At 54.4% G+C, this 18,718-nt stretch carries 21 protein-coding genes; 12 read left to right on the top strand and 9 right to left on the bottom strand.

Going from position 1 to position 18,718, the window contains the following annotated elements:
* Window positions 1–214: 214 nt before the first annotated feature.
* Window positions 215–991 carry a ferredoxin--NADP reductase gene (locus tag TH3_RS16860; protein WP_007090098.1) on the top strand — a complete coding sequence of 259 codons (777 nt, stop codon included), beginning with the start codon at window positions 215–217 and terminating at the stop codon, window positions 989–991.
* A gap of 235 nt (window positions 992–1,226) precedes the next feature.
* Window positions 1,227–2,717 carry a methyl-accepting chemotaxis protein gene (locus TH3_RS16855; RefSeq protein ID WP_007090097.1) on the top strand — a complete coding sequence of 497 codons (1,491 nt, stop codon included), beginning with the start codon at window positions 1,227–1,229 and terminating at the stop codon, window positions 2,715–2,717.
* Window positions 2,718–2,804: 87 nt separating this feature from the next.
* On the opposite strand, the gene TH3_RS16850 is transcribed toward TH3_RS16855, so the two are convergent.
* From TH3_RS16850 to TH3_RS16825, 6 genes are all read right to left on the bottom strand, one after another.
* A complete protein-coding gene (locus TH3_RS16850; RefSeq protein ID WP_007090096.1) occupies window positions 2,805–3,149 on the bottom strand; it encodes a tRNA-binding protein in 345 nt (114 codons plus the stop codon).
* Between the two features lie 165 nt (window positions 3,150–3,314).
* A complete protein-coding gene (locus TH3_RS16845) occupies window positions 3,315–3,767 on the bottom strand; it encodes a phasin family protein (RefSeq protein WP_007090095.1) in 453 nt (150 codons plus the stop codon).
* A 199-nt stretch (window positions 3,768–3,966) separates the two neighbouring features.
* Window positions 3,967–4,671 (bottom strand): TetR/AcrR family transcriptional regulator, encoded by a 705-nt coding sequence (locus tag TH3_RS16840; RefSeq protein WP_007090094.1) that lies wholly within the window; start codon window positions 4,669–4,671, stop codon window positions 3,967–3,969.
* 25 nt (window positions 4,672–4,696) lie between these two features.
* On the bottom strand, window positions 4,697–5,512 hold the full coding sequence (proC, locus tag TH3_RS16835) for a pyrroline-5-carboxylate reductase (RefSeq protein ID WP_007090093.1): 816 nt from the start codon (window positions 5,510–5,512) through the stop codon (window positions 4,697–4,699).
* A 352-nt stretch (window positions 5,513–5,864) separates the two neighbouring features.
* On the bottom strand, window positions 5,865–6,371 hold the full coding sequence (locus TH3_RS16830; RefSeq protein WP_007090092.1) for a type III secretion system chaperone family protein: 507 nt from the start codon (window positions 6,369–6,371) through the stop codon (window positions 5,865–5,867).
* 190 nt (window positions 6,372–6,561) lie between these two features.
* Window positions 6,562–6,867 carry an accessory factor UbiK family protein gene (locus TH3_RS16825; protein ID WP_007090091.1) on the bottom strand — a complete coding sequence of 102 codons (306 nt, stop codon included), beginning with the start codon at window positions 6,865–6,867 and terminating at the stop codon, window positions 6,562–6,564.
* Between the two features lie 256 nt (window positions 6,868–7,123).
* Between TH3_RS16825 and rfaD the strand changes: the two genes are divergently transcribed.
* The 10 genes from rfaD (at window position 7,124) to TH3_RS16775 (ending at window position 16,984) form a co-directional block, all read left to right on the top strand.
* Window positions 7,124–8,107 carry an ADP-glyceromanno-heptose 6-epimerase gene (rfaD, locus tag TH3_RS16820; RefSeq protein WP_007090090.1) on the top strand — a complete coding sequence of 328 codons (984 nt, stop codon included), beginning with the start codon at window positions 7,124–7,126 and terminating at the stop codon, window positions 8,105–8,107.
* 91 nt (window positions 8,108–8,198) lie between these two features.
* Window positions 8,199–9,050: a prolipoprotein diacylglyceryl transferase gene (gene lgt, locus TH3_RS16815; protein ID WP_202965991.1), complete on the top strand. Its 852-nt coding sequence runs from the start codon at window positions 8,199–8,201 to the stop codon at window positions 9,048–9,050.
* Window positions 9,047–10,174, top strand: a complete 1,128-nt coding sequence (locus tag TH3_RS16810) for a class I SAM-dependent methyltransferase (RefSeq protein ID WP_007090088.1) — start codon at window positions 9,047–9,049, stop codon at window positions 10,172–10,174. The genes lgt and TH3_RS16810 overlap by 4 nt, the downstream gene beginning before the upstream one ends.
* A gap of 11 nt (window positions 10,175–10,185) precedes the next feature.
* Window positions 10,186–11,007, top strand: a complete 822-nt coding sequence (pgeF, locus tag TH3_RS16805) for a peptidoglycan editing factor PgeF (protein ID WP_139328178.1) — start codon at window positions 10,186–10,188, stop codon at window positions 11,005–11,007.
* A gap of 112 nt (window positions 11,008–11,119) precedes the next feature.
* The gene (locus TH3_RS16800) at window positions 11,120–12,133 is read left to right on the top strand and encodes a hypothetical protein (RefSeq protein WP_007090086.1); all 1,014 of its coding nucleotides are present in this window, start codon (window positions 11,120–11,122) and stop codon (window positions 12,131–12,133) included.
* A gap of 317 nt (window positions 12,134–12,450) precedes the next feature.
* Window positions 12,451–13,383, top strand: coding sequence for a ribose-phosphate pyrophosphokinase (locus tag TH3_RS16795; RefSeq protein WP_007090085.1), 933 nt, complete (start codon window positions 12,451–12,453; stop codon window positions 13,381–13,383).
* A 122-nt stretch (window positions 13,384–13,505) separates the two neighbouring features.
* The gene (locus TH3_RS16790; protein ID WP_007090084.1) at window positions 13,506–14,126 is read left to right on the top strand and encodes a 50S ribosomal protein L25/general stress protein Ctc; all 621 of its coding nucleotides are present in this window, start codon (window positions 13,506–13,508) and stop codon (window positions 14,124–14,126) included.
* Window positions 14,127–14,140: 14 nt separating this feature from the next.
* A complete protein-coding gene (gene pth, locus TH3_RS16785) occupies window positions 14,141–14,911 on the top strand; it encodes an aminoacyl-tRNA hydrolase (protein WP_007090083.1) in 771 nt (256 codons plus the stop codon).
* A 64-nt stretch (window positions 14,912–14,975) separates the two neighbouring features.
* Window positions 14,976–16,079, top strand: coding sequence for a redox-regulated ATPase YchF (gene ychF / locus TH3_RS16780; RefSeq protein WP_007090082.1), 1,104 nt, complete (start codon window positions 14,976–14,978; stop codon window positions 16,077–16,079).
* Window positions 16,080–16,237: 158 nt separating this feature from the next.
* Window positions 16,238–16,984, top strand: coding sequence for a GMP synthase (locus tag TH3_RS16775; RefSeq protein ID WP_007090081.1), 747 nt, complete (start codon window positions 16,238–16,240; stop codon window positions 16,982–16,984).
* Window positions 16,985–17,006: 22 nt separating this feature from the next.
* Here TH3_RS16775 and TH3_RS16770 read toward each other — a convergent pair whose 3' ends face one another.
* From TH3_RS16770 to TH3_RS16760, 3 genes are all read right to left on the bottom strand, one after another.
* Window positions 17,007–17,525: a DUF2478 domain-containing protein gene (locus tag TH3_RS16770; RefSeq protein WP_007090080.1), complete on the bottom strand. Its 519-nt coding sequence runs from the start codon at window positions 17,523–17,525 to the stop codon at window positions 17,007–17,009.
* A gap of 125 nt (window positions 17,526–17,650) precedes the next feature.
* A complete protein-coding gene (locus TH3_RS16765) occupies window positions 17,651–18,241 on the bottom strand; it encodes a cytochrome c3 family protein (RefSeq protein WP_007090079.1) in 591 nt (196 codons plus the stop codon).
* Window positions 18,242–18,252: 11 nt separating this feature from the next.
* Window positions 18,253–18,717: a nitrate reductase cytochrome c-type subunit gene (locus TH3_RS16760; RefSeq protein ID WP_007090078.1), complete on the bottom strand. Its 465-nt coding sequence runs from the start codon at window positions 18,715–18,717 to the stop codon at window positions 18,253–18,255.
* Window position 18,718: the final 1 nt, after the last annotated feature.

Below are 18,718 nucleotides of genomic sequence, written 5' to 3'. Positions count from 1 at the left end.
TGCACTATTGTCAGACAATATTCTACACTTAATTTGTATGCTTCTATGCCGTCCTGCATAAAAATACACAAATGATGAATGTTTTCTTGCGATATACGTTTGATTGATGTTAAATCGCCTCAACTTGGCATGGATATGGTGCTGGGAAAGTGTGTCCGTCGTTCCCGCCACGGTCCAGTAGAAAGCTTTAGACGAAACGGATTGATGCAGCGTTATGGCCAGCAATTTAAACGAAGAAACAGTCACTTACGTCCATCACTGGACTGACACCCTCTTCACATTCAAAACCACCCGTGATCCGGGGTTCCGGTTCATCAACGGTCAGTTTGCCATGATTGGACTCGAAGTCGAAGGCAAGCCGCTTTTGCGCGCTTATTCGATGGTGAGTGCCAATTATGACGAAGAGCTTGAATTCTTTTCGATCAAAGTGCCAAACGGTCCGCTGACATCACGTTTGCAGCATATCAAGGTAGGTGACAAGATACTGGTCGGGCGCAAGCCGACCGGCACCCTGATCCATGACAACCTGCTGCCAGGCAAAAACCTCTGGCTGCTGTCGACCGGCACCGGTCTGGCCCCGTTCATGAGCGTTATTCGCGACTATGAAACCTACGAGCGCTACGACAAGGTCATTCTTGTTCATGGTTGCCGCGAGGTTCGCGAACTGGCCTATCAGGAATTCATCCATAGCGAACTGCCCAACAATGAATTCTTTGGCGAGGAAGTGACCAAAAAGCTTCTGTACTATCCGACCGTCACCCGCGAGGAATTCAAACATCAGGGCCGCATCACCGACCTGATGACGTCTGGCAAACTTTACGATGATCTTGGCCTGCCGAAGCCGACCCTTGAAGATGATCGCTTCATGCTGTGCGGCAACCCGGAAATGATTGCTGAAACCCGCCAGATGCTGATCGATTGGGGCGGCAAGGAAGGCAATATGAACGAGCCGGGTCATTTCGTGATCGAGAAGGCATTCGTCGAGAAGTAATACGTTTCAGCGAAAGAAATTGCTTAATCAAAGGCGCACTTTCGGGTGCGCTTTTTTGTTTGTATCCGTTAAGGTGCTGATAAATTTTAGTTTTCTGGGAATACTATTTATCGTTTAACACTCCCCATATGGGGATATGGCGGCCTATACACCTGTATTATCTTCTTGGCAGTTCCCAGCCAGATCGCGGAAACAGCTTTGACGCTCTGGCACTCTGATTTTCAAGAGGTGTATGATGTCTGTGTTGAGCTTCCTTTCGTCGAAAAAGAACGGTCTGGCTTCCGAAACTCTGGTTGCGCTGGAGAAATCACTGGCCGTGATCGAATTCAAGACCGATGGTACGATCACTCGTGCCAATGAGAATTTTCTGAACGTCGTTGGTTACGATCTTTCCGAAATCGTTGGTAAACATCATCGTATTTTCGTGCCTGCTGAAATGCGCATGACACCGGAATATGATTTGTTCTGGAAGGATCTGGCGGCGGGTGAATTCAAAAGCGAGGCATTTCCGCGTATCACCAAAAGCGGAAAACAGGTCTGGATCGAGGCTACCTACAACCCGGTCTTTGATGCCCGCGGCAAAGTTGCAAAAATCGTCAAGTTTGCGTCCGATATTACCGCACGTCAGGAGAAACTTGCAGAACTTGATGGCAAGGTAAACGCAATTGGTCGCAGTCAGGCGGTGATTGAGTTTGATCTGGAAGGTACAATCCGGGACGCGAACGACAATTTCCTGTCTGTAATGGGGTATGAGTTGTCTGAAATTCAGGGCAAACATCACAAGATGTTTGTCGAGCCGGAATATGCAAATAGCGCAGACTATGCGGATTTCTGGAAAAGCCTGCGTGCGGGCAATTTCACATCGCAACAGTTCAAACGTATTGCCAAGGGTGGTCGCGTGGTGTGGATTGAGGCATCCTATAACCCGATCTTTGATCCAAATGGGGTGCCCTACAAGGTCGTCAAGTTTGCAACCGATGTGACCGAGCAGGTCAATTTGCTGATCGATCTGAAGTCTATGATCGATAACAACTTTTCCGATATTGATCTCAGCCTTCACCAGTTGGATGAAAAGTCAATCTTTGCTGCGACGGTTTCCAGCGAAACGTCGGCAAATGTACAGGCCGTCGCCGCCGGTTCCGAGCAGCTGGCCGCGTCAATCGCAGAAATTTCACGCAGCATGTCTGAAGCCAGAATGTCCACCGATCAGGTATTTGAAAAAACGGTTCTGGCTGGTCAATCAACCGACAAAATGAACGAGGTTGTTGCGGCAATGGGCAATATCGTCGAGGTGATCCAGAATATTGCCAGCCAGATCAACCTGCTTGCGCTGAATGCAACAATCGAATCTGCACGCGCCGGTGAAGCTGGAAAAGGTTTTGCGGTTGTTGCGACCGAGGTCAAAAATCTTGCCAATCAGGCCGCGCGGGCAACCGAGCAGATTTCCGGCGAGATCGGGGGAATTCAAACCATTGCGAGTGAAGTTGTCGGGGTGCTTGGCTCCATCCGCAGCGATGTTGAAACCGTTCTGAACAATGTCACGACAATTTCTTCGGCAGTCGAAGAACAGAGTGCTGTGACCCAAGAGGTTTCTGGCAACATGCAAAGCATGGCGAGCTCAGTCGAAAGTTTCGCATCCACAATCGATCAGATCAAGTCGTCGGCAATCAGTGTAGCCGGGACGGTTGGACGGACGCGGGAAGCAGCAATGGTTCTGGCGCGTTAAGAAAACAGAAATATAGGTGGGGAAGAGGGCGTGGCCGGATTAAGGCCACGCCCTTTTTTGTGCCGGATTGGCGGTGGGGAAAGCATCCTAGAACAGGCGTCCGCCATTGGGGATGTTGCGTTCCGGTGCGATCAGGACGATGCCTTTGTCGTCCTCGCCATCGGGGAAGCCGAGGCAGAGGAATTCGGACATGAAAGGACCAACCTGTTTTTTGGGGAAATTGACCACACCGGCGACCTGGCGGCCGATCAGGCTTTCGGGCGTGTAATATTTGGTGATCTGGGCTGATGTTTTGCGGGTGCCGATTTCAGGGCCGAAATCCACCCAGAGCTTTAAAGCCGGGCGGCGGGCTTCGGGGAATTCCTGTGCATCGATAACCGTGCCAATGCGGATATCCACCTTCAGGAAATCTTCAAAACTGATCTCGCTCATAAATCTTTCTCCGTTGAATTTGAGCCAGATTAGCGGGGGCACGGTTTGCCGTTAAGGGTTTATCGATGCGTTTGACCAGATCAGGAGTTTGGGCAAAAGCACAAATAAAAACGGCAGAGCCAGAAGGCTCTGCCGGAAGTTGATAACGGGAAGTTATCAGCTAGATTATTTCGCAGTGGCGGTCTTTTCGATCGCGGACTTGAATTCGTCCAGGGATTCGGTAAAGCGGCTCTGCAGAAGAGCAAGAGCTTCTTCCTGAGACTTGCTTACCAGACCGGACAGTTCCTTGGCATTGGCGAGGGCTTCTTCGTAAGCGGCTTTCGCAGCTTCGGTCTGCTTTGCAGCAGCGGCCATCGGGTTGTCAGCAGGAGTAGCAGCGAAATCTTTGCCCTGGGTCTGAACTTTATCCAGCAGCGTTTTGAAAATTTCGCTCTGACGCTGAGCAACAGCCTGGAAACCATCGAAGGCAACCTTGTTGGCTTTGGTCAGGGCTTCAACGTTTTTACGCTGAAACGCCATCATCTCGTTCACGTCGACACCCGGCATTTTGAAATCTGCAGTGTATTTGGTGAAGTCGAGATCGAAGAACGGGTTGGTAGCCTTTTTAGCGGCAGTCATGGTGTGCGCTCCATCAGCAATTTGCAACAGATGTGGAATGAGGCGCTATTGTGCGCCGCACAAATTCAACTGCAATATGAAGGAATGAACCGTTTTCGTCAAGGTTTATTTTGCAGTGCACAAAAACTTCATGGTTTGGTTTTTGTTTAATGAAATAACCTTGGGTTATGCTGCGGCTGCCCTGTTTCAGATCAGATACTTAGGATGCCGTGCTGTTATTTTCAGTCGTCGGCGACGTCTGTTCTGTGTGATCGGTTCGGCGACATTTTTGGGCAAACCGGTCACATTTTTTCTGAATTTTTCCGCAAGTCCGGCTTAGGCGGGAAATACCGGTACCGATCCGTTTATCCCATTCGCTGCCGCGCGATAGTGCGCGATCAAGGGCGGCCATTGTCGGACCGAAGTCGGCGGTTTCATCCTCAAGCCATTGTCTGAAGCACCGGGCATAAATCGTGCCCATCCCGGCCACACGCAGGCTGCCATGCAGGCCGCCGGTGGTGAAGCCGCTGGCATCAAGCATCCAGCGCATCGAACCGAAATGGGTTTTGATCGCGCGCATTGTATCAGCCGGGCCAAGGTCGCCGCCACTGGCGATGATCGACCGAAGGGCGGGGCGATAGGGCATCAGTGCATCGAACCGCGCCATCATCACGGCGATCAGGCGATCATGCCCCGGTTCATCGAAATCGGCGGGATCAAGATCGGCAAGAACAATCCGGTCAATCCGGCGCACGAATTGGCGCAGGATATCGGCCTTGCTTCTGAAGTGATCAAAAGCCACGCCAATGTCGACATTGGCAGCCTGCGCAATATCGATCATGGTGACGTCATGCCAGCGCCCTGATGTGGCCAGTTCCATGGCTGCATCGATCAGTGTGGTTTGCGGATCTTTCTTTGCCGACATGATCGTCTCCTTGATCGGTTTGTGCTTAGCCCGCCAGTTCGACGGAACGTTTCCGGGCGGCTTCAACCGCGCGGGTCATCAGGTCGGGCAGGCCGTTCTGGGTATCCATCAGTACCGAAAGTGCTGCCGCCGTCGTGCCACCGGGGCTGGTAACATTTTCGCGCAGGGTCGCCGCGGTTTCTTCGCTGGCGTCAAGCAGGAAACCGGCGCCGACAACCGTCTGGCGGGCGAGCATCATTGCCTGATCGGCTGGTAGTCCCGCGGATTCGCCCGCCTGTGCCATGGCTTCGACCAAATGGAAGATATAGGCCGGTCCACTGCCCGAAAGGGCGGTGACAGCATCCATCAGGCTTTCATCGCTTAACCACGATACCATGCCGACAGTGGCCAAAAGCGTTTCGCACATATCGCGCTGCGCCTGACTGACATTATCGGTCGGGCACATCACGGTCATACCACGCGATACGGCAGCCGGGGTATTGGGCATGGCGCGCACAATGCGTGCGGTTTCGCCAAGGTGTCCTGCAAAAAAGCCGATGGTTTTTCCTGCGGCAACCGACAGGAAAACCGTTTCAGCCCGGACCAGCGGTTTGTAATCTTCGATCACATCGGGCAGGACCTGTGGCTTGACGGCAAACAGCACGACTTGCGGGATGAAATCCTGCGGGACTTCGGTGATATCGGTAATGCCGTGCACGCCATAGCGGGTTGAGAGTTTCTCGGCGGCTTCGGCCTGTTCGATAATATAGACATTATCCGATTTAAGCCCTTTGGCCAGCCAGCCTTCCAGCATGGCACTGCCCATTTTGCCACAGCCGACCAGCAATAGACGCGTATTCATGAAATCTGCTCCGATTTTTCCATCCCTGACTGCCGAATATGTGTGGATCAGCAATCGCAATGCAATGCCGTAGCGATGTTCTGAAGGTGGGTCAAGTCGGTGACAGGGGCAAGGGGCGTGAGGAAATTCACAACAGTTTGCCCTCAGATATCACGCTGCGGGGTGTTTTTCTGACAACACCAATCCGCGCGGGATTTTGTATCGTCCGGGCTATTGTTCAAGCCTGTCGACCGGGATTTATATCGCGATGACCATTCGCGGGTGGTGGCAAAAAATTTTCAGCTCCGGCAAACAGAAAGGGTCGGCACACTGTCCGACCCCATTGAAAATGCGTCTGGCGGTAACGCGCCGCCTATGCCTGGCCGACAGGTTCCAGCATCGAATGGGTCAATGCCTCGTCCGGGGTTTTGCCCTGACCCAGCACAAAGTTGAAAGCCGGGAAAAAGCGTTCGCATTCGGAGATGGCGATATCAATCAGTTCTTCGAACTGTTCGACCATCGGCGGGACATCGCCGCCAAACAGAAGCGTATGGCGGAACAGCGGCATGTTTTCATCCAGCCACAATCCGAAATGGCCGAGCCAAAGCTGTTCATTGCATTTTGCCAGCAATTCATAGATGCGCGGGCGCAGCGGCTCGGGAACGAACAGGTCATAGCAGCAGGCAATGTGAAGCGCTTCGGCATCTTCGCGCCAGGTGAAATAGACCAGATACGTGCACCAGTGCGCCGGGATTTCGACAACGACTTCATCGTCGCTGCGACGTTCCACGTGCCAGTCATTGGTGCGGGCGATATCTTCAACAAGCAGCAACGGATTTTCGTCACCGAGGTCGCCGATATCTTCCAGGTGGTCGTTCATATAAATTTGCCAGTCTCTGCATATGCGAAAGGGCGCGCACTATATGCCGGTGCCCGCCGCGTTTCAACCGCCCCGCGACGCGTGACGGAAATGAATTTCAAATGATCGGCAATCCGCTGTCCCTGGCCGACCTTTCCGCGGCCCTGCGATGAACGGCGTTCCTTGCCTGTATGTGGGGATGATTTCCCGGTTATGCGTCTTTTTTTGCTGCCGGTTTGCTGCTGGTGCGTTTGGTGGCCGGTTTTTCAGCTTTTGCCAGACGATCTTCGAGTTCTGCAATCCTGGCTTCGAGGCCGTCGATGCGTTCAGCCGCGCGGATGGCGACATCGTGAATGACATCGAATTCTTCACGCGTGACCATGTCCATCCCCGCCAGGATTTTTTCAAACTGCTGGCGGACAAGTGCATCGATCTCGCCTTTGACACCGGTCATGGTTCCGAGGGCGGAATTGGTGACACGGGTCAGGTCGTCAAGAATACGGTTATTGATCTGCATCTTTGTCTCCGGCTTTTGGCGGTATCTGTGTGTTACGGCATATCCGCAAAACATGCGCATAATATGGGCTTTGCACAGCGCAAGGCAAGTTGATCGTCAATCAGGCACCTGTAAAGGAAAAACAAACGGCTTTCCTTGCCCCGGATCGGGGCGGGGCCTATAAAGTTGTCAGTTTTCATAATTGATTGCCCCAAAGGCCCGACAGGGTCGCAGCAAGGGCTGGCGCACAAGACCAATGTGCCGCGAGGAGAATGCAATGCTGATCGTAACCGGTGGTGCCGGATTTATCGGGTCCAATATCGTGGCCGCCCTTGAAGAACGCGGTGAAACCGACATTGTGGTCGTTGACCGTCTGCGCGACGGGATCAAATGGAAAAACATCGCAAAACGTAACCTGCGCGATATCGTTCATCCCGATGATCTGCCGGCGTTTCTGGACGCGCATAACGATATCAAGGCGATTTTTCACATGGGCGCGATTTCGGCCACCACCGAACGCGATGCCGACAAGATCGTGCAGAACAATTTCAAACTGACCACCTGGCTTTGGGAATGGTGCGCGCGCCATTCATCGCGGTTGATCTATGCATCGTCGGCGGCGACCTATGGCGATGGCAAGCAGGGCTTTAACGACAGTTTTGATCAGAATGATCTGGCAAAACTGGCACCGCTGAATGCTTATGGCTGGTCAAAACATGCAACCGACCGCCGGTTCAGAACCATCCTTGATCAGAACGGTTTCCGTCCGAAACAGTGGGCCGGGCTTAAATTCTTTAACGTCTATGGCCCGAACGAATATCACAAGGGCGGCATGCGGTCGGTCGTGTCGCAGATGTTTGACAAGCTTTCGGCGGGTGAAACCGCAACCCTGTTCAAATCGCATCATCCCGACTACGAGGATGGCGGGCAGCTTCGCGATTTTGTCTGGGTCGGGGATGTTGTCGATATCATCATGTGGCTTTACGACAACCCGCAGGTTAGCGATCTGTTTAACGTCGGCACCGGCAAGGCGCGCAGTTTCAAGGATCTGGCGCTTTCGGTATTCAGTGCGATAGGCAAGGAACCCGATATTCAGTATGTGCCAACACCTGAAAGCATTCGCGACAAATACCAGTATTTCACCGAGGCGAATATGTCCAAGCTGCGTGCGTGCGGATACGGTGCGAACATGACCCCGCTTGAAGAAGGGGTGCGGCAATATATTCAGGATTACCTTGCGACCGAGGACCTGTTCCGTTGATCCGATGCCGGGCAGGGCGTCTTGCCATGTTCCTGCCCTGATCGTTTGCGACCAGTCGGTAAATTAACAAACATACGTCACGGAGTTTCCCCTGATGCTAAGCCTTGCCTTTCCGGCGATTGATCCGATCGCGATCTCTATCGGTCCGATTGCAATCCGCTGGTATGCGCTTGCCTATATTGCCGGGTTGCTGCTTGGCTGGCGGTATGTGGTTTATTACTGTGCCAAGACGCCCAACATCATGAGCAAACGCGACATTGACGATTTGCTGTTCTGGGCGACGCTTGGCGTCATTCTTGGCGGGCGTACGGGATATATCCTGTTTTACAATCTGGAATATTACATGGCGAACCCGGCCAATATCCTGAAAGTATGGCAGGGTGGCATGGCGTTCCATGGCGGGTTCATGGGCGTGATCGTGGCGATCATCCTGTTTGCGCGCAAACGCGGCATTTCGATTCTGGCGGTACTGGATGCGGCGGCGGTGGCAACGCCGATCGGGCTGTTTTTCGGGCGGATCGCCAATTTCATCAATGGCGAGCTGTTTGGCCGTGTGACCGATTCCCCGCTTGGCATGGTGTTTCCACATGGCGGGCCGGAACCGCGCCACCCAAGCCAGCTTTACGAAGCAGCGCTTGAAGGTCTGATCCTGTTTATCGTGCTGTTTGCCCTTTCGCGCAGTGCCTATGTCCGCCATCGGCCGGGTATTCTTGGCGGAACATTCGTTGCCGGTTATGGTATTTCGCGCATCATCGTCGAATTTTTCCGCGAACCCGATGCGCAGCTTGGCTTCCTGACATTCGGGGCGACCATGGGGCAGTTGCTGTCGATCCCGATGGTTCTGGCCGGTATTGGCTGCATTGTCTTTGCGATGAAATCCGATCCGATTGAAACGCGCAAGCTTCCAAAAGAAGACCAGCGAAAAGACGGACAGAAGGCGTGACCGAGACTTCCGAAAACCCGCTGCTTGATCATCTGAAACGGCGCATCGCCCTTGGCGGGCCGATCACGATTGCCGATTTCATGAGTGACGCGCTCGCCCATCCCGAGCATGGCTATTACCGCAAACAGGACCCGTTCGGGCGCAAGGGTGATTTCATCACCGCGCCTGAAATCAGCCAGATGTTTGGCGAACTGATCGGGCTTTGGGCGGCGGTGACATGGCAGCAGATGGGAAGCCCGCGCAAGATCAATCTGGTGGAGCTGGGACCAGGGCGCGGGACGCTGATGGCCGATGCCCTGCGTGCGGTGCGCAATGTGCCGGGGCTTTCCGATGCATTAACCGTGCGGTTTGTTGAAACCAGTCCGGTCCTTAGAACCCATCAGCAAACCGCGATCATGCCCTATGGCATTCCGGCAACGTGGCACGAGGCATTTGACGATATTCCGGTCAGTGGCAATGCGCCGATGATCGTGATCGGCAACGAGTTTTTCGATGCCCTGCCGATCCGCCAGTTTGAACGCGCAAGCCATGGCTGGTCCGAACGGCTGGTTGGGGTGGATGCCAATACCGGGGAACTTGGTTTTGTCCGTGGGGCGCAAACGCCGGTGATGGATGCGCTGGTGCCAGCCACATTGCGTGGCACGGCAAAGCCCGGCGATATTTTTGAAAGCTGCCCGGCGGCGATTGCGATTGCAGATCAGGTCGCCCGCCGATTGAACGAGGTTGGTGGGGCGGCGTTGTTTATCGATTACGGCCATCCCCACAGCGCGTTTGGTGATACCTTGCAGGCGCTTAAGGACCATAAATATCATCCGGTTCTGGAGCAGCCCGGTGATGCAGACCTGACCGCGCATGTTGATTTTGCCGCCATCGGGCGGGCGATGCTTGAGGCAGATGCGCGGATCGGTGCGGTCCTGACGCAGGGCACGTTCCTTCGGATGCTGGGGATCGAACAGCGTGCCGAACTTTTGAAAGAAGGTGCCGATGATGTACAGGCAAAATCGATTGATGCGGCCTTGGCACGCCTGATCGATGCCGATCAGATGGGAACCCTTTTTAAAGTGCTGATCGGATATGGTCGCGAAACGGCGCCGCCACCCTGTGTCAGCGGTGCCGAAGGATGACGGAGCTTTCGATGACCAGCCAGATAACCCGCGGAATTGAACGCAATGCCAATGGCCTGATGTGGTTCGAGGCCGAAAGCCTGCAACATCAAGATGGTCTGCGTCATGGCTTTCTGACCCGCAAGGGCGGGGTGAGTGATGGCATCCATAGCGGACTGAATGTCGGGTTTGGGTCGGATGACAGCCGGGACCGTGTTACGGAAAATCGCGCACGTGCGGCAAAGGCGTTTGGCACGAAGGCCGACCGTCTGACCACGGTTTATCAGGTACATGGCATTGATGTTGCGGTGCTGAAACGCCCGCTGGAGCGCGAAGAAGCTCCGAAGGCTGATGCGATGGTAACTGACCGCCCCGATGTGATGCTGGGCATTCTGACGGCGGATTGCACGCCGGTATTGTTCCATGATGCAAAGGCGGGCGTGATTGGTGCGTGTCATTCAGGATGGCGCGGATCATTTGCCGGGATATCAGAGGCAACCGTAAGTGCCATGGAAAAGCTTGGCGCGTCGCGTGACAATATATCGGCCTCTGTCGGGCCGTGCATTGCGCGTCCGTCCTACGAAGTCGATGCCGGGTTCCGTGATACGATCCTGTCGGGCCCATCCGGGGACGAGGACCTTTTTGATCGATCTGTCCGCGATGGTCACTTCATGTTCGATCTGCCGGAATATGTCCGCCGCCGGACCATGGCGACCGGTATTGCCGCAGTCGAGCTGGTGGCGCGCGACACCCTGGCCGAAGAAGAATTGTTTTACAGCTATCGCCGGACGACCCTTCGCGGCGAACCTGATTACGGACGGCAGTTGTCAGCGATCATGCTGACCGGTTCCTGATCCCGGGATTGCGAGGAAACATGCTATGCCCCATTTGATCATGCTGTTCTTCTTTATGATCATTGCAGCCATGGTTGGCTGCGTTTTGATGTGACGCGGTGAATTTGAATAGATGATTTCTCGATTACGGTTTCTGGTTCTTTTTGCGTCCTGTGTTTTGCCGCTTGCGGCATGCGGTGATTTACCGCGCCCGTTTGAAGGGGCCGGTCGCGAAGGTGATCCGACATTGCTGGAACTGCGCGATACCAACACGGTCCGGGTCGAGATCGGTGAAGATCTGCCCAAAGGGGCATCGGTGCATTTGTCGCGCGCGATGGCACGCGCGCTTCGCAATCTTGATATCCCGGCTTATAGCGACAGCCAGATCGGCGGTGACTTTATATTGCGGCCCAATGTCGAGTCCCGTCTGGCGAGCGGTGATGCGGCCTATATTGATGTGACCTGGGTTTTGATGAACCCGGATGGCCTGGCGATTGATACCGCCCGCGGGGCGGGGGAATTGCAATCAGGTTACTGGTTTGCCCAAACCCCGAACGGCCCCGAAGAAACCAACCTTGCCGTGCCCAAGGAGCTTGCCGACAAGGTTCGCGACCTTAAGGGCGAAAAGGTCGATCCGGCACAGCAGGCATATGATCAGCTGGTGGACGAGCCGGCCAAGCGGATTGCGTTTCTGATTTCGGGGGATCGTTCCCAACTTGCCGAGGCACCGGTGGTCAAGATCGCACTTGTTGATTTTGCAGGGGCACCGGGCGATGGGAATGAAGCTCTGGTACGTTCCGCGGGGGCGTTGCTGCGTGCTAAGGGGATCGAGGTTGACGATGAAATAGATGATAGATCGATCATTTTATCGGCGACAATTTCCGTTAAACCGGTGGAACGCAAAACCACGACGCCGCTTGATCAGGTTCAGATCGACTGGGTGATCATGGACCCGGATGGCACCGAATTGGGCCAGATGGCGCAAAACAATGTCGTGCCGCACGGACGGCTTGATGAACGTTGGGGGTCGGTGGCATCGATTGCCGCCCAGGCCGCTGTCGATGCCCTTGAAGGGGCGCTTAATCAGGTGGCGCGCAAAAAGGGCATGATGCTTAAGGCCGATAAAAAGACGGTATCGTCGCGCTAACCGGTGCATTGATGGCCGGTATTGTGCCAATCTGCATGACTGCCTTGTCGATATTCGGCACCGCGACCATTTACAGACTGTTAACGGCTGGTTATAACACCGCCGCGGTTCACTGATATGTGGACTTGCTCATTATTGGTCTTTGAGTGTCGTGGATATGTCGTTGGACCGGAAGGCGAAAGCGCCGAATTATACGGTCAAGTGGACGACAGGAAAGACGTGACGGGATCTGTTACCGGCAAGTTTGCATCCGGCCTGTACCGCACAGGACATTAGATTTATTCACTTTCCCGGCACCCATTAACCGAGGCCCCGCCATGAAGATCCTCGCTTGTAACAGCAACCGCCCGCTGTCTGAGGCAATTGCTGATCACTTGAGCCTGCCGCTTACCCGTGCAGATCTCAAGCGATTCTCCGATCAGGAAATCTGGTGTGAAATACAGGAAAACGTCCGCGGTGAGGACGTTTTTGTCATTCAGAGCACTTCTTTCCCTGCAAACGACCATCTTATGGAACTTCTGGTGGTTCTTGATGCGCTTCGCCGTGGTTCGGCCCGCCGCATTACCGCTGTGCTTCCGTATTTCGGATATGCGCGTCAGGATCGTAAATCGGGTCCCCGTACCCCGATTTCGGCCAAGCTGGTCGCCAACCTGATCACGGTTGCCGGTGCAGACCGCGTTCTGACCATGGACCTTCATGCCGGTCAGATTCAGGGCTTCTTCGATATTCCGCTTGATAACCTGTTTGCGTCCCCGGTTCTGACCAGTGACATCCGCAACAAGTTCGAAGGCCAGAAACTGGTCATCGTCAGCCCGGACGTCGGTGGTGTGGCACGCGCGCGTTCCGTTGCAAAACGTCTGGATGCCGAACTGGCCATCATCGACAAACGCCGCCCGCAGGCCGGTGTGTCCGAAGTCATGCATGTTATCGGTGACGTCAAGGATGCGGCCTGCATTCTGGTTGACGACATCGTTGATTCGGCTGGCACCCTTTGCAATGCGGCGACCGCCCTTAAAGAGCGCGGTGCAGCATCGGTTGCGGCCTATGTTTCGCATGGTGTTCTGTCGGGCCCGGCTGTTGAGCGCATTGCCAATTCTCCGATGACCGAAGTCGTGACCACGGACTCGATCAAGGCATCCGAAGCGGTGCGTGGCTGTTCGAAAATTCGTCAGCTTCCGATTGCACCTTTGATGGCCGAAGCCATTCGTCGAATTTCGGAAGAAAAATCTGTTTCCGTTCTTTTCGATTGAGGGTATAAGGCGCTGCTGCGCTGGCACCCCTGGAGGCCAGCGCGTTTGCTTTCGTGGGTTTTCACCGGTGATTTGCACCAGCCCACGGTCGCAATATGTTTTTAGTTCAAGGAGATTTTCCGATGGCAAACACTGTTATCACTGCGGAAATCCGTGAACGGGCCGGAAAGGGGGCCGCCCGTGCCGTGCGTCGTGCCGGTATGGTCCCTGGTGTCATTTACGGAGCAAAACAGGAACCTGTTCTGTTCCAGATTGACCCGCGTCCGCTCAACAAGCTTCTGCACAAGCAGGGTTTCTTCTCGCACATTCTTGATGTCAAGATTGGCAAAGAAACCTACGAAGTCCTGCCACGCGACGTACAGTTCGACAAAGTGACGGATGCTCCGATCCATGTCGACTTCCTGCGTTTTGCAAAAGGTCAGACCATGACCGTTGAAGTCCCGGTTCGCTTCGTTAATGAAGAGAAATCCCCGGGTCTGAAAAAAGGCGGCGTTCTGAACATCGTTCGTCACGATGTCGAAGTTGAATGTGCACCGAATGCCATTCCGGAAGAACTCGTCTTCGATCTGACTGGTGTCGAAGTTGGCGACTCGATTCACATTTCGGCGATCAAATTGCCGAAAGGTGTCGAACTCACCATTACCGACCGTGACTTCACGGTTGCGACTGTTGCTGCTCCGTCTGCGCTTAAATCGGAAGAAAATGCCGAAAGCGCTGACGACGAAGAAGCGACCGAAGAATAAGATCGAGGTCTACGATGTTATTGGTGATTGGATTGGGGAACCCGGGTTCGGGATATGCCGCCAATCGCCACAATATCGGCTTTATGGCGGCGGACGAACTCGTCCGCCGTCATTCTTTTGGACCCTGGCGCAAGAAATTTCAGGGGCAAATTGCCGAAGGCGAAGTGAACGGCCAAAAGATTCTGGTATTAAAGCCGGAAACTTTCATGAACCTTTCGGGCCAAAGCGTTGGCGAAGTCCTGCGTTTTTACAAAATTCCGATCGAAGACGTTATTGTCCTGCATGACGAGCTGGATCTTCCACCGGGCAAGCTGCGCGTCAAACGCGGCGGCGGCCATGGCGGGCATAACGGATTGCGGTCCATCGACGCCCATTGCGGCAAGGAATATCGTCGTGTGCGGCTTGGTATTGGCCATCCTGGGGAAAAGGAACGTGTTCACGGGCATGTTCTGGGCGATTTTTCCAAGGCCGAACAGAACGGTTGGCTTATGGCGCTGCTGGATGGCGTCGCACTTGAATTCCCGCGTCTCGTCAAGGGAGACGATGGCGGTTTCGTGAACAAGGTTTCGCACATTGTCTCGCCGCCAAAACCCAAGGCCGAGAAAAAGCCAAAACCGGCTGCGGCGGGTGAGAAATCGGCCAACGCTGTGAAAGGCGACGGCAAGATAGAAGATAAAGGTGCGTCTGATGCGCCGGAGGTTGAAGGCAAGCCCGACACCCCGGTCAGCAACGCCGCAACCGCCATGGCGCAGGCACTGGCCCGCGCCTTTAACAAAAAGAAATAGCATCGGGATCGGGGCCTGCCCCATCCTGTTTCAGACACATTCGAAGTGACGGAGCCCGGAAAAGATGGGATTCAAATGCGGTATTGTCGGTCTGCCCAACGTTGGTAAATCGACCCTGTTTAACGCCCTGACACAGACGGCCGCGGCCGAAGCCGCGAACTTCCCGTTCTGTACCATCGAACCGAACACCGGTCGGGTCAGCGTTCCTGATGAACGCCTTGACAAGATTGCCGCCATCGGCAAGTCGGCGACCATCATTCCGACCCAGCTTGAATTCGTTGATATCGCCGGTCTTGTGCGCGGTGCATCCAAGGGCGAAGGGCTTGGTAACCAGTTCCTGGCCAATATCCGCGAAACCGATGCCATCGTGCATGTTTTGCGTTGTTTCGAAGATGGGGACATCACCCATGTCGAAGGATCGGTTGATCCTGTGCGTGATGCGGAAACCATCGAAACCGAATTGATGCTGGCCGATATGGACAGCCTTGAAAAGCGCGTTACCGGCCTTCAGAAGCGTGCCAAGGGTGGCGATAAAGATGCCAAACTGACGCTGGAGCTGATTGAACGTACGCTTGAAGCCCTGCGCGAAGGCAAACCGGCACGTGTTGTTGAAATCAACAACGATGACGAAGCCAAGGCGTTTCGCATGTTGCAGCTTCTGACCAGCAAGCCGGTCCTTTATGCGTGCAACGTGGATGAAGACAGTGCGGCTGATGGCAATGCGCTTTCGGCCAAGGTTGCCGAAATGGCTGCCTCACAGGGTGCGCGTTCGGTTGTGATTTCAGCCGCTATTGAGTCCGAGGTTGCCCTGCTCGAGAGTGCCGAAGACAAGAAAGAATTCCTTGAAGGTCTTGGCCTTGAAGAAACCGGTCTGGCACGTGTTATCCGCGAAGGCTACAAGCTGCTTAACCTTTTGACCTTCTTCACGGTTGGCCCGAAAGAAGCGCGCGCATGGACGGTATATTCCGGCGCAACCGCACCGAATGCCGCCGGTGTGATCCATACCGATTTTGAACGCGGTTTCATCAAGGCCGAAACCATCGCCTATGACGATTTCATCACCTTTGGCGGTGAAGCCGGTGCACGCGATAACGGCAAACTGCGTCAGGAAGGCAAGACCTACATCGTCAAGGACGGTGACATCTTCCACTTTAAATTCAACGTATAAGCCGATTTTCGGCATTATATGACGATTGGGAAAAGCCCCGAAGGCCATCGCAGAAATGCGGTGGCCTTTTGTCATGTCGTTTTGCCTTTTATGGTCTCGGGGCTTGTCAAAACGGTTCTAAACCGCCACCCTTTCGCTATCGCAGCAACGAGGTCGGCATGAACGAATTAAGTCCCGTGAAACGCGTTTTGATGGTGTTCAACTCTGCCACCGGTCAGCCCGGTCGGGTGGGGGCCGTTTTGCGGCGGTACGGGTATGAGTTTGATATTCGCCGTCCGGGTGAAGGTGACGCCTTGCCAAGTGATATGTCAGGCTACCATCTGGCGATTGTGTTTGGTGGTCCGATGAGTGCCAATGACGACCATGAGGCCAATGTCGCAAAAATCATGGAATGGCTACCCCACGTCGTGAACAGTAACGCGATGTATCTGGGCATTTGCCTTGGTGCGCAATTGATGGCCCGCCACTTGGGGGCCAAAGTCACCTCGCGTGCTGATGGTATGACAGAAATCGGTTATTATCCGGTCGAAGCGACGGAAGCCGGACGTGACCTTTTCCCCGCTGAAATGATGGTTTATCACTGGCACAGTGAAGGGTTCGAACTTCCTGACGGGGCCGAACTAATGGCCCGCGGTTCGATTTTCCCCAATCAGGCCTATCACATAGATAACCGCATCTGGGGCATTCAGTTCCATCCTGAAGTCGATGACGAAACGCATGAACGCTGGCTTGCGAAATCGGCGGAGAAGACGGAACGACCGAATGGTCAGAACCCTGATCAGCAACGTGCCGGGCGCGCGAAATATGACGCGGCATTTGGGGCGTGGTTTGAGGGGTTTGCGACGCGTGTGCTGATCGACGAGCGTGTTATTGTCGATTCAAGCCGTGGTGCATGCAGCGTTTAGGATGCAGCCTGATGAAAGGTCATCAGGCTTCCTGCGTTGCGCATTCCCTGATTTGTTCCTGCCACCAGGTGATGATTGAGGCCTCGTCAAAGGGCAAGGTTTGGGCATAGCCACCGTGGAAGTCCTGCCAGGCGGCGTCATATTCATCGCGAACACCGACCAGTACCGGAATTCCCAAATCCATTGCCTTTGATATCACGTCGCGCAATCCGCGCCCGTCGGCTTCGCTACGCCCGAACCGGCCAATAATCAGGATATCGGGGGTATGATCCAGATCGCCTTCAAGCTGTTCTGACAGGGTTGCCAATGCATCGCCATCCAGCTTGCAGCCACGCGCCATTGAACCGCGATTTTTGGTAATCGGCATTTCATGACCGGTGCCAAGATTGCGGACATAAACCAGAGTCCCGCAATCACGGTCAGCACGGCGTTTCTGCACATAACCCGCTACGCGCAGCCCTTTGGCAACGACGTGATTTGCCAGACGATCCAGCAGATCGTCGATAGCGTCTTTGGGAAGAAAGGGGATACCAGCCAGCATTTATCTAGCCCCGGTTGCCATGTGGCAAAACGCCGGTGTCGCCAAATATCGTCAAAGTCATAGCCCGTCCTTCGCGCGGATTTCGGCGTGATCGCCACACAGATGCGATCACGCCGGATAATCGGTTACTGCCACTCGGGAACACCCGACATGTCAGGCAGATGATGCGCGATACCTTTGTGACAGTCGATACATGTCTTTTCGCCGGTGAACAAAAATTTCTCGTGCGCTTCGACGGCACGGGGGCTTTGGCGGGTGATGTCCATCGATTCAGCAGAATGGCAGTTACGGCATTCCAGCGAATTGTTGGCTTTCAGGCGGGCCCATTCGTGCTGGGCCAGTTCAAGACGCTTTTCAACAAACTTGTCGCGTGTGCTGATGGTGCCGAAAATCTTGCCCCAGACTTCCTTGGATGCCTGCATTTTACGTGCAATCTTGTCAGTCCATTCATGCGGAACATGACAATCCGGACAGGTGGCGCGCACACCGGACCGGTTGGAATAGTGGATGGTTGATTTAAGTTCGGCAAAAACGTTGTCCCGCATTTCATGACATGAAATGCAGAACTTTTCGGTATTTGTTGCTTCAAGTGCAGTGTTGAACCCGCCCCAGAAGATAACACCGGCAACGAAGCCGCCCAGCGTCAAAAAGGCGAGGCTGAAATGCACACTTGGTGAATTCAGGACCTTCCAATAGCGTTTCAGAAGATCGAACATTGGCAATCTCCCTATTCCGCGATCCGCGTGCTGTTGTTGGGCAGCAATGCATCAATATCGACAAAGCTGTTGCCGACCAGCGGCTCGACCTGACGTTGGGACACATGGCACTGCGTGCAGAAATAGCGCCGTGGGCTGACCGCGGCCAAAAACTGACCGTCCCGATCCATGAAATGGGTGATCGAAACCATCGGTGCGCCGCTTTCGCCGGTGCGCGAACGCGCATGACATGACAGGCATTTATTGGCGTTTTTATCGATCTGATATCCTTCGATATCGTGCGGGATGGTTGGCGGCTGTTCGGGATAATTGCGCGGGCGTTTCTGGTCCGTATCCTCGAAGTTGCTGATCCGTGGTGCCGCGCTCTCCTGATCGGGAGCGGTGCTGCGCAGGGTGGTGATCGGTTCGGCGGCATATGCCGCACCAGCAATTGCAATAATCGCCAGCGCCATGAGCCATTTCGGGGTCATTTTCATG

It is taken from the genome of Thalassospira xiamenensis M-5 = DSM 17429 (assembly GCF_000300235.2).
GTDB classification, from domain to species: domain Bacteria; phylum Pseudomonadota; class Alphaproteobacteria; order Rhodospirillales; family Thalassospiraceae; genus Thalassospira; species Thalassospira xiamenensis.
This window is presented reverse-complemented; position numbering and strand designations above follow the sequence as displayed.